This window comes from Psychrobacter sp. ENNN9_III (genome assembly GCF_001462175.1).
GTDB lineage: Bacteria > Pseudomonadota > Gammaproteobacteria > Pseudomonadales > Moraxellaceae > Psychrobacter.
Genome location: NZ_LNUO01000121.1, coordinates 1 through 11,709, shown reverse-complemented (window position 1 = coordinate 11,709; position 11,709 = coordinate 1). Strand labels below are relative to the sequence as shown.

Genomic DNA, 11,709 nt, shown 5'->3' with positions numbered 1-11,709 from the left:
CTCCACTGTACTATACAGTGGCTTTTTTAATGAATCATATCGTGACAAGTCTCTACGTTACATATTGCATGCTAGTGGCGGAAATGACGCATACCTGTAAATACCATGGCGATACCATGCTCATTTGCCGCAGCAATGGTCTCATCGTCACGCATAGAACCACCCGGTTGAATAATAGCTGAGATACCAACCTCTGCTGCATTATCAATTCCATCACGGAACGGGAAGAAAGCATCTGATGCCATGACAGCTCCTTCAGTAACCAATCCAGCGTGCTCAGCCTTAATAGCTGCGATACGAGCTGAATTGACGCGGCTCATTTGACCTGCGCCAACACCAATAGTACGCTGGTTTTTGGCATAAACGATAGCGTTGGACTTGACATACTTTGCAACGTTCCAGCTAAACAGCAAATCAGCGATCTGGGCTTCAGTTGGCTGAACATCGGTTACGATTTTTAGATCATTAGCCGTAATCAAGCCTAAATCTTGTTCCTGCACGAGTAAACCCCCGTTGACGCGCTTGTAGTCAAGTTGAGAGTCACGCTGAGCTGGCGTTGGTAATTCGCCACAAACCAATACACGTACGTTTTTCTTAGCCGCGGTTGTGTCAAGCACACCGTCTTCAACACTCGGCGCAATGATCACTTCAACAAACTGGTTGTCAATAATAGCTTTAGCAGTCGCAACTGTTAATGGGCAATTAAAAGCAATGATACCGCCAAAAGAGGACTCAGGATCGGTACTAAAAGCTGTTTTGTAAGCAGTGACTTGATCTTGATTCACTGCTACGCCGCACGGATTGGCGTGCTTTACAATCACACAAGCGGGTGCATTAAAGGCCTTAACGCACTCAAGAGCTGCATCAGTATCAGCGATATTATTATAAGAGAGGGCTTTGCCTTGTAGCTGCTTAGCAGTAGCAATAGAAGCTTGCTGGCTCTTTAGAGGCTGGTTTTCGGTATAGAAGGCAGCATTTTGATGAGGATTTTCACCGTAACGTAGGTCTTGTGCTTTCTCAAGCTGCACATTAAAGGTACGTGAAAAATTCTCTGGTTCTTGAGTGTCATTGACACGGCTACCTAGGAAGTTAGCGATCATACCATCATACTGGGCGGTATGTTCAAACGCTTTGACGGCTAAATCATAGCGTAGAGCCGTTGTCAGCTCAGTACCGTCACCTAAAGCGGTAAGCACACGCTCGTAATCAGCTGGATCAGTCACAATACCTACATGAGCGTGGTTTTTAGCGGCGGCACGTACCATAGTCGGACCACCAATATCGATGTTTTCGATAGCATCATTCATAGTGACGTCAGCGCGAGCAATTGTCTCAGCAAATGGATAAAGATTAACCACGACCAAATCAATACGATCGATACTATGTGAATTCATCACTGCATCGTCTGTACCACGGCGACCTAAAATACCGCCATGAATTTTTGGATGTAATGTTTTAACACGGCCATCCATCATTTCAGGAAAACCGGTATAATCTGATACTTCAGTTACGGCCACATCATGCTCTTTGAGCAACCGATAAGTACCGCCAGTGGATAATAAGTTGAATCCTGACTGAATAAGCCCTTGAGCAAATTCTACGATATTAGATTTATCAGAGACTGAGAGTAGAGCAAACGGTTTGGTAGCCATAAAAACGATTCCATAAAAAAAGCCCGACACAGACGTCCGGCAAGATAGTAGTGGCAGTCACAGATATAATCACATCAAACCTGTGAATTGCCGTATACAATAATGATAAAGCGTAATATTAAGCTTAGTGTTAATTTTTAAGGTTATAGCAACGCATATAAAGCCAGTTACGTACTGCTCAGCCTTAAAAAATAACATGCCAATAATCACGGTGCCTATAATAAAACATCTGGCCCATTTACACAAAACTCAATATCATTTTAGAGCATAAATACTACTTTCTATACAATCAGCTACATTAAATTATGGGTTTTTAGTTTTTTACGCAGTGTGCCACGATTAAGCCCCAAGATTTGAGCACATTTGGTTTGATTTCCACGAGTCTGCTCAAGCACGACAGTTAATAAAGGCAGCTCTACTTCTCTTAAGATAAGCTCATAAAAGTCTGTTGGCATCTCATCTTCCAAAGCGGCAAAGTACTCACGTACGACACGTTCGACATGTACTCGTAGAGGGGCATTCACTGGCGCAAGCTCTGTGTCACTAGATAAGAGGCTGTCTGAGCTTTGCAAACTGCTTTGTGCGTCAGTTGTTGGTTGCTGAATACTATCTCGATTATCAGACTCATTAAAATGATTAGAATGCTGGGCAAGACGGTTGGCAGAAGGAGGAACTGAGTGTGCCATAAGGTGATGTCCTTAAAAATTGTCATACGACAAAGGTTATGAATAAAGGGCTAACTGAGTGTCAAATTACATATCAATGTAAACATCAGGCTAGAAACAGACAAATATAAAAGATTAATAAATAGGATCAATAGTTACTCTATTAATCTCATTATTGACAACTGGAACGGTAAACATAAAGGGTTTGTTTTGTTCAGCAGAGAGTACGTTTTGTTTGCTGACTAGATAGTCCTTTGGCGTGGCAATGAACTCTCCAATGACATCATCATTACTATAAATACTGACTTTTAGATTGGGTAATAACTGGGATTTTGTACTTTGATTTGCCAAGGTAGCTGCTATGTCAGTAAACTCGTCAGCAGTTTTTACTGTACTGGGCCGATAAGCCACATCATTGATATCGAAAGCTGACATATTAGCGTTGGGTAGGCTACAAGCTGCGACAGCGCAAACAGCTTGTAAGCGCTCCGCATGGATTGGGTCTTTGACTAGGTTGTCTAAATTAAAAATAACATATTGTGCAAACAATAGCATTACCAACACCAAACAGCCAGCTAACCATAGTAAGGAGGCTACAGATGTCTGCATACGAGATTGTACTGGATAAATACGTGATTGAGCTTTACTTGCTTGCTTAGAAGGAGTTTGAAATTGATCTCTTAGCGGTACGCCCATGCTCGCTAACAATTGCGATAAGTCAGTACCAGACTCTACAACGTCTGTACTGTTGTTTTGCTCCTCAAGGAGCTTTTCGAGCCATGCATTATCACTATCACTATCATTAACACTATTAGTATTGTCATTTCTGCGAGAAGCATTGGCAGATGCTGAGGCGTTATTATGCTGAGGCTTAGTGTTTATGACATAGTTTGACTCTTCAAACGCCTTTTCTTGCTCGTTATACATATCATGAAGGATAGGAGAGTCGCTAGTCGTAGCATCTGTAGGTTTAGGTTCCGCGTTTTCAGAATCTGAACGTACTGACGATATCTGCGTGGTGTTCAAATCAAAGGACCAAGCGCTCATTTCATCCCATGAGTCGTACTCCAAGTTTGATGGTTCAAGATCGTCAATGGGCATGTCATCATGGATGAGCGTATCAGAAGATAAGAAGTCATCGTTATGTTGAGAAGTATTGTTGTTGCTTTTTTCGATAAAAGTGGAGGTGCTACTGACATCTGAAGGTTCATCACCAGAAACTACAAGGTTTTCATTGACCAAAAATATCTGCTGACAACGTTTACAGCGTACTTTTGCATCCAGCTCACTTAGCAAAGTTTGTGGTAAACTAAAGTAGGCTTGACAAGAAGGACATTGAGTTTTGATAAGCGTAGTCATGTAATTGAGTCCAAAGAAATACAGTAATAATTACTATGTACCGACTCACCAAAAACTGTCTTGTTTTAGATATTTATAGGTATCTGTATCGCGATAGACAATAGGAGAGCAGTATTGCGTTTGCAAAATCCAACCAGTTGTCTATCGTAACAGATGTAATAAAGTGTTGCTAGTATGTAAATAAAACTATTTGGTATTGCTATTATGTAAATACTCCTGATAAGCGTTGCCAATGTTGATCTTCTTGAGAAGTGAAAGCATGTTTGGAGTCAAGATTAAAGTAAGGGCGATAAGCTTCTGCAACTTGCTCGGTTTGAGACTCGATCAATCCTGCCAACACTATGCGTCCTTTTGGTGCGATTAAAGTTGCAAAGTAAGGAGCGAGATTAATAAGAGGTTTTGCTAAAATATTTGCAACAATAACATCCACAGGAATAATATCGTGTTGTGCGCAATAGTCTGTAAACTCCTCTGGTAAAAATGCTTGCAATCGTTCATCAACTTTATTGCGTGCAGCATTTTGGTTTGTAGAAAGTACTGCTTGTGGGTCAATATCGACTGCATAAACTTGTTTGGCGCCTAATAGTAATGCGCCGATACCTAATATACCCGAGCCGCAACCATAGTCTATTATTACTTTATCTTTTAAGTCTTGTTCTGTCAGCCAGTCTAAACATAGGCGCGTAGTGGCATGATAACCTGTGCCAAAAGCAAGCCCTGGATCCATAATAATATTAGTAGCATCAGCATCAGGTGGCGTTAGCCAATTTGGAACAATCCAGAGATTGTTAGCGCATTCAATTGGATGATAATGAGTCATCCATTCACGTTCCCAATCTTTATCATCGACCGCAGTGAGCCAAATTCGACTGGCTTGGATTTGCGCTGCAATATCATGACTGAGCTGCTCAACAGCTTGTCGACTCCCATCTTCGGTAGTAGCGTCAAAGAGACCAGTTAGTATCACGTCATCCCACAGGGGTGATTCGCCCGGTAATGGCTCAAATAGAGGTTGATCACCTGCATCGTCTAGCGCGATAGACAGGGCGCCTGCCTCTAATAACAGTGCCTCTGCAAGATCGACGTTTGCTTTTTCACATTGTAGGTGCAGTTGTTGCCATGCCATAAAGATAACCTTGATTAAATTAAATTGAGTGAATGAAAAGTAAGTTGTTGTATTTTATATAAAAACCATTCAATAATTACTTGAGTGCTTGCTGCGCCTCACGAACAACACGCGAATCGTTTTGTTGTTGACCTGAGCGTAGGATAAGCTGCCATAGTGAACGGCGACGATTGGCGTCTTCAGAAACGGTCAGACCTCGACGAGCCATGGCCTCAGCTTTACGCGGTTGCCCTTTTTTTAGTGCTACTTGTGACAGATAAAAATATACTGCAGATGATCTGGGCGCTAAACGCTGTGCACGGGTAAAGCTGTTTTCAGCAGCAGTCAGATTGCCTGATTTGAGCTGATTAGTACCAGTTTGCATTAGATTGCGAAAAGCTGGCAAGTTGCTTTGATTATTAGTAGGTTGACGGCTTCTTTGCTGTGAATTTTGACGTGCCTGCTCTAATAGTTCATTGTGTGACGGTGCAGTAGGGGGTTGTGAGATCATATAATCATCACGTGGAGGAGTATATACAGGCTCGTTAAATATGACTTCTCGTTGTTCTATAACCTGTGTTTGCTGCGTTAAAGGATTATTAGCAGTTGAGGTGTTTTCTGAGTAGGTATTGTTTTCTGGCGTAGCATCAGTAGGCGGTATATATGGTTTGGTAGGGTAGGTATTTGTAACATAAGTACGATTCTGAGTAGTTTGTGGTGTTTCAGTCGTTGCAGGTGCTACGGTCACAGGTGTTTTGGTGGTCACTGTAGCGGTGTTGCTAGGTAGTGGCGAGGTCGTCTGACAAGCACTCAACGTCAACATACTGATGAGCGCACTTGATACCAAAAAAGATCTGATGAGACTTTTGTGCTTTTTGTTCTGTACTATTAAGTACTGATGTTGCATAAATACCGCCATATCAAACCCCTTATTTTGTATCATTTTAACCACCAGTATGAATCAACAACTTAAAAACAATTTGTTAAAACCACTCAAGAGCTCGATCGTACCAAGTGTCTGTACGTCTTTGAGTGTCGTTATCATTACCTTCTGCATTTGGCTCGATTACCTCACTGTTTGGTATCTCTAGACCTTCACGTTGACGCTGCTGATTAATCGACCCTTGCTCGTTTTCCCATTGTATTTGACCACGCGCTTGCTCCTGCTGATATAAAGAAATCGCACAACTACTCGCTTCTTCTGGCAAATGCGCTGACAGAACTGGTAAGTATCGAGCCGAGGCACAGCGTTCATTAGATAGTTTGCCAGAGTTGTTCTCAAGCCATAGCCATTCAATTCCTTCAGGCTCTGCCATAGCGACAGGCGTCAACTTTATACGATTCATATAATCAACCCATACTGGTAATGCTCCAGTACCACCACTAAGCCCAATTGGTTTGTTATCATCGCGTCCAACCCAAACGACGCTCACATAGTTGCCGCTATAGCCTGCAAACCATGCATCACGGTAGTCATTGGTCGTCCCAGTCTTACCCGCTAGGTTTAAATTGCTACCGAGTGATTGGGCACGTTTGGCAGTACCGTTTTTGACCACTTCTTGTAAAGCATAGTTGGTCAAGTAATTGGTTTCAGGTGGTATGCTGCGCTGAGTGTTCAGACCAGTACGCTGCAAAATTCGCCCGCGATTGTCAATGACGGTTCGAATACTATGAATAGGGGTGCGAAAGCCGCCAGTTGCAAAGACTTGATACACGCCAAGCATATCCATAGGACTTAAGTTAACTGAGCCTAACAGTACTGAGGGATAAGCGGGAATTTTTTCTTCAATACCCAAACGACGTAACTGTTTGGCAAATGTGTCGATACCAAATTCCATACCCAAACGTACGGCGCTTTGATTGTATGATTTGGCAAGTGCAGTCGTTAATGGAACATAGCCATGATCACGACCGCTATAGTTTTTAGGGTTCCACTTGCTACCATCCCCTAAGTTGACTGTAATCGGAGAGTCATCAACGGGGCTAGCCAAATTGTAGCGCCCACTTTCAAGTGCTGTCATATAAATAACAGGTTTTAACAATGATCCAACCTGACGCTTGGCATCGACCGCACGGTTAAAACCAGTAAACTCGCTACCACTACCAACGACAGCGACTAGCTCACCGGTCTCAGGATTGGCACTGACCAAGGCACCTTGCAAGTCTTTAGTCTTGCTACTTTTACGGCGTAACTCACCAAGTTTTTTGTCGACAGCTTGATCAGCTGCTAGTTGCGCAATAGGGTCAAGGGTACTAATAATAGTAAGACCTTCGTTTTTTAGGTCATCAGAGTAATAGACGTCATTAAGCTCGCGCTTGACGATGTCCAAAAAGTCTGGAAATTGACTTTTACCTTCAACAGGCTTATCTACAACCCCAAGAGGCTTTTCTAATGCCGTGTCGTATTGCTCTTGACTGATAGAACCCATCTGTAGCATATTATTGAGCACTACATCACGACGCGCTTTTGAATCATTGGGATGGCGGCGAGGATTATAGACGCTTGGCCCTTTAGCCATACCGACTAACATGGCTTGTTGATCCAACCGAAGCTCATTTAGTGGTTGGTTAAAATAAAATTGTGCAGCTAAGCCAAAACCATTTATAGAGCGATTGCCATTTTGACCAAGATAGATCTCATTGAGATAAGTTTGCAAAATCTCATCTTTACTATAATGCAGCTCCAGTAATACGGCCATCAGTGCTTCATTGGCTTTACGCTTAAGGGTGCGATCAGAATTCAGATAAAAGTTTTTGATAAGCTGCTGGGTGATAGTCGAACCCCCCTGCATAGAGCCACCAGAGAAGTTGTTGATTACGGCACGTGCGATACCGCGTATAGATACGCCTTTATGCTCATAAAAACCACGATCTTCAGTCGCAATTAAGGCATCAATTAATGGTTGCGGCACGTCATCTAAAGAGACAACCATTCGATCTTCATTGCTATCCGGGTAAATACCGCCAATACTTACAGGCTCAAGACGAATAATGCCAGTCTTATTTTGTTCAGTGCTCTGAATCGTCTTAATCTTGTTATTTGCAATCGTCATCTTAATGACTTGTTCTTTATCAATATCGTTTGCACTATAAGTAAAGCCGCGCGTATGGATAAAGTAGTTATTGCCTGATTTATAGAAGCTACCTGTGCGATCATAGTCCTTGTTGCTACGATAATTAAGCAGCTCAAGCCAAGTCTTCATCATGCTGTTGTCAACTGCCGCACCTTGATAGAGCTCGAGCGGCTGCGAATACACTTTGGCAGGAATATCCCAGCGCTTACCTTCAAACTTATGAGTGATAGTACGGTCAAGCTTGACCAAATACAGCGCCAATAAAACCATGCCAGCGATGACGATGATTAATAGGATACTACTGAATACAATTCCACGCTGCTGCGAGGGAAGAGTGCCTACAGCAGACTGAGGTAACTTAGGATTAGATTTTCGCACTGATAACGCACCGTATTAGGATAAAAAACTGCCTCATAATGACGCAAATTGACAAAATTTTCAATCTATCATCATCGACTCAGGGTTTTATTGGGTTTAGCTAGGAAGGTGTATAATGGTATAACATTGAATATCAATATATAAATTGATTAAATAAAGCGTGGTAGTAGTGCTAATATGATTCCAACAGAACTAAAAACAGCAAAAAACTCTGTATTTAACGAATGAGTTTTAATACTGCATTAACTTATATATGACTGACTATAAGGTTTTAATTTATTTAATGAGTGCCATATAGGATAACAGTCTATACGCCCAAAAATGGTGTTTTTTGTATGGATTATCTGCTGTTATTTTATCAATAGTTGCTGAGTTATTGTTAAGCTTAAATTTAGTCGAAATCAAGCAATATTTATGCAACACAATGTCTATAAAGCAGTGTGTCTAAAGGAAGTAAGCACGGTTATGTCTAGTGTCTCGTCATCAATACCCACAATCACATCCCATGAAGACCGCTCTATCACTGAAGGCTTGGTATTGCCGCTTGCAGGTCACTGTTTCCATTGCGGTGATCCAGTACCGCAGCCACCGTTTCATGCTGAGATATTAGGTGAGTCGCGTGAAATGTGTTGTATGGGCTGTCAACTGGCTTCTCAAAGCATCGTAGAAGCCGGACTTGAGCAGTATTACCTTGATCGATCAGAAATTAACCGGACAGCCAGTCTACCCACTCAATTAACGCGCCTTGAAGCCTATGATAATGATGAAATCAAGTCGCAATTTGTCTATGCCCAAGATGGTATGTCAGTTGCAGAGTTGTCCGTCAACAATCTACGCTGTGCCGCTTGTACGTGGTTGATCGAATCGCGCTTAGATGAATTAGACGGTATTCGTAAATGTCAGGTGAACTTGACCAATCAGCGCATGCGAGTGATTTGGGATGAGAGCAAGCTACCTATCAGTCGCATCCTAGCTGTCATCAATGAGATCGGCTATGAAGCAAAACCTTATCGGCAAGATACCCATGAGGCTATGCTGGCACGTCACAACAATCAGATGCTACTAAGGCTTGGTATTGCAGCATTGGGTTCCATGCAGGCGATGATGTATGCCGTAGCGATTTATTTTGGTGAATATAGCGATATGCTGATATTCCAGCGCGACTTTTTACGCTGGGTATCTTTGTTTGTTAGTACGCCTGTGTTTTTTTATGCAGGCATACCGTTTTTTACGTCGGCTTGGTCAGCGATTCGTGCACGCCAAGTTAATATGGATGTACCAGTCAGTATTGCCTTGATTGTTACTTTCTTTACCAGTCTCTATGCTACTGTTACTGGTCAAGGAGAGACATACTATGACTCAGTCAGTATGTTTATTTTCTTTCTATTGGCAGGGCGTTATATAGAGCATAATGCACGTCTAAAAGCAGCTACTATGGCGAACGACTTAGTCGTTGTAGAGCCGGTACTGGTACAAAAAGTCGCCGAAGACAAAGAGTCTGCCGAACGTATTTTGCAGCAATTAAAGAAAAATGCGCTTGAAGAGGTCGACGTTAATAAAGCAGCAAAAAATTTCGCTAATCAGATTGACAACGAGGCTATAAAGGCTACAACCAACCAGCATGTACCAAGTTCTATACCTAACTTTATGCAGAACATGGAGGACGATGTCCAGCAACTAACCTCGCGTATTGCTAAAGACTGGCAGCAGATACGTAATCGACATTTGGGTCTCTTAAAACGACCAAACGAAGATAAAGAAAAGCAGATGGTCACCGCGCATAGCTTACAAGTGGGCGATATCATCATGGTTGAGGCGGGTTCTGAGATTATTAGTGACGGTATTTTGCTAAGTCCAACTGCTACGGTCTCTCAGAGCCTATTAACAGGTGAAGGCAACTTGATTGCTAAAACTCAAGGTGACTATATCATTGGTGGCGCTCAGAACGACAGTCAGCCGTTTGAGATGTTGATTACCGCACTGCCAGCAGACAGTCAAATAGGCTTAATTGATAGGCTAATGAACCGTGCTATGAGTGAAAAGCCAAAGCTGGCTCAGCAAGCAGATAAGCTGGCACGTTGGTTCGTGGCGCGCATTTTAGTACTGTCGGCGTTGGTGTTTATCGGCTGGTATATTGTTGATCCAAGCCAAGCAATTTGGGCAACCGTAGCGGTTCTAGTAGCGACCTGTCCCTGTGCACTGTCATTGGCCACTCCGATTGCGTTGACTGTCTCGACCAATCGCTTGGCAAGCTATGGTTTTTTGACGACTCGTGGACATACGCTGCAAACACTAGCAGAAATCACCCATGTGGCTTTTGATAAAACGGGCACACTCACTTATGGTAAGCCAAATTTATTGAATATTGAGCTGTTGAATTCTGCACAACAAAATGAAAGCTATGATCTAGAACCAGCTTCACAAAAAAACGGTCTCTTAGCCATTGCTGCCGCTTTAGAAGTAGGCAGTCGTCATCCTATTGCTCATGCATTGCTAACAGCGGCTCATCAGTTACACTTACCGCATGCGCAAGGTTTGCAGCATTATCCAGCGGGCGGGGTGGAAGCGACAATTGAAGGCGTCTTATACCGTATTGGTCATATAGATTTTGCGTTAGATAGAGCCAATGATATTTCTGTCAACGATAGTTTTGATAGTCATATAAGCGCCATCGATGATTCAGTTATTAACTTGGACGCTCATCGTGCCAGCTCTGCGGTGGTGCTATCGTATCAATCAAACGATAGTAGTACGTGGCAGGCGCTGGCATGTTTTTACTTCAATGATAAGATACGTGATAATGCCAGAGTGATGCTTAACACACTCAAAGAATATGGTATCGAGTCAGTGATGTTGACAGGGGATCCAAGCTCACAGGCGCTTGTAATGGCTAAAGATTTAGGAATGCAAGCTGCTTACAACGGTTTATCGCCAACCGATAAAGTCAACCACTTACAAAAACTGCAAGCTGAAGGTGCCGTCGTTTTGATGGTCGGCGATGGTATTAATGATGCACCTGTGTTGGCAGCAGCAGACGTGTCGACCTCGATTGCTGGGGCGGCAGATTTGGCACAAGTATCTAGTGACAGTATCATATTGAACGGTCAAATTGGAGCAATTACTGCTGCCAAACGTATCGCTGATAAAACTGAACGTATTATTAAACAAAATTTTCGCTGGGCCCTCGCTTACAACGGTATGGTATTAATACCAGCAGCTTTAGGCTATGTTCCGCCTTGGCTTGCTGCTATCGGTATGTCGCTAAGCTCATTATTGGTGGTGTTAAATGCGCTGCGTTTAAAACGAGCTTAACCTATATTTGCATATGACAGCTGTTATCAGCTAGTGACTTCAAGCTTATCTGATTTGTTAATCTGTCTGTTCGCATTAGTCGTTGTAATTCAAGTTTTAACCAGCCATCAGTTTTATCCGTAAAAAGACCGCCTTTTGTTAAAGGCGAGAATGAGGGCCCGCGG

At 42.7% G+C, this 11,709-nt stretch carries 7 protein-coding genes; 1 reads left to right on the top strand and 6 read right to left on the bottom strand.

Annotated elements, in window-relative coordinates; genetic code table 11:
* Positions 1 to 71 precede the first annotated feature (71 nt).
* From purH to mrcB, 6 genes are all read right to left on the bottom strand, one after another.
* Complete coding sequence (gene purH / locus PENNN9_RS07425; RefSeq protein ID WP_058369066.1) at positions 72 to 1,652, bottom strand: bifunctional phosphoribosylaminoimidazolecarboxamide formyltransferase/IMP cyclohydrolase; 1,581 nt, start codon at positions 1,650 to 1,652, stop codon at positions 72 to 74.
* A gap of 293 nt (positions 1,653 to 1,945) precedes the next feature.
* A complete protein-coding gene (locus PENNN9_RS07420) occupies positions 1,946 to 2,224 on the bottom strand; it encodes a helix-turn-helix domain-containing protein (RefSeq protein WP_058369067.1) in 279 nt (92 codons plus the stop codon).
* A 228-nt stretch (positions 2,225 to 2,452) separates the two neighbouring features.
* Entirely contained in the window at positions 2,453 to 3,676 is a 1,224-nt protein-coding gene (locus tag PENNN9_RS07415; protein WP_058369065.1) for a DUF3426 domain-containing protein, read from the bottom strand.
* Between the two features lie 202 nt (positions 3,677 to 3,878).
* On the bottom strand, positions 3,879 to 4,802 hold the full coding sequence (gene prmA, locus PENNN9_RS07410) for a 50S ribosomal protein L11 methyltransferase (protein WP_058369064.1): 924 nt from the start codon (positions 4,800 to 4,802) through the stop codon (positions 3,879 to 3,881).
* Positions 4,803 to 4,878: 76 nt separating this feature from the next.
* Positions 4,879 to 5,724 (bottom strand): tetratricopeptide repeat protein, encoded by an 846-nt coding sequence (locus tag PENNN9_RS07405; protein ID WP_058369063.1) that lies wholly within the window; start codon positions 5,722 to 5,724, stop codon positions 4,879 to 4,881.
* A gap of 40 nt (positions 5,725 to 5,764) precedes the next feature.
* Positions 5,765 to 8,233 (bottom strand): penicillin-binding protein 1B, encoded by a 2,469-nt coding sequence (gene mrcB, locus PENNN9_RS07400; protein WP_058369062.1) that lies wholly within the window; start codon positions 8,231 to 8,233, stop codon positions 5,765 to 5,767.
* Between the two features lie 465 nt (positions 8,234 to 8,698).
* Here mrcB and PENNN9_RS07395 point away from each other — a divergent pair, with 465 nt between their 5' ends.
* Positions 8,699 to 11,545 carry a heavy metal translocating P-type ATPase gene (locus tag PENNN9_RS07395; protein WP_058369061.1) on the top strand — a complete coding sequence of 949 codons (2,847 nt, stop codon included), beginning with the start codon at positions 8,699 to 8,701 and terminating at the stop codon, positions 11,543 to 11,545.
* Positions 11,546 to 11,709: the final 164 nt, after the last annotated feature.

Coding starts and splice junctions, on each gene's coding strand:
- PENNN9_RS07395 (WP_058369061.1), top strand. CDS start 8,699: ATGTCTAGTGTCTCGTCATCAATACCCACAATCACATCCCATGAAGAC.
- prmA (WP_058369064.1), bottom strand. CDS start 4,802: ATGGCATGGCAACAACTGCACCTACAATGTGAAAAAGCAAACGTCGAT.
- purH (WP_058369066.1), bottom strand. CDS start 1,652: ATGGCTACCAAACCGTTTGCTCTACTCTCAGTCTCTGATAAATCTAAT.
- PENNN9_RS07405 (WP_058369063.1), bottom strand. CDS start 5,724: ATGATACAAAATAAGGGGTTTGATATGGCGGTATTTATGCAACATCAG.
- PENNN9_RS07415 (WP_058369065.1), bottom strand. CDS start 3,676: ATGACTACGCTTATCAAAACTCAATGTCCTTCTTGTCAAGCCTACTTT.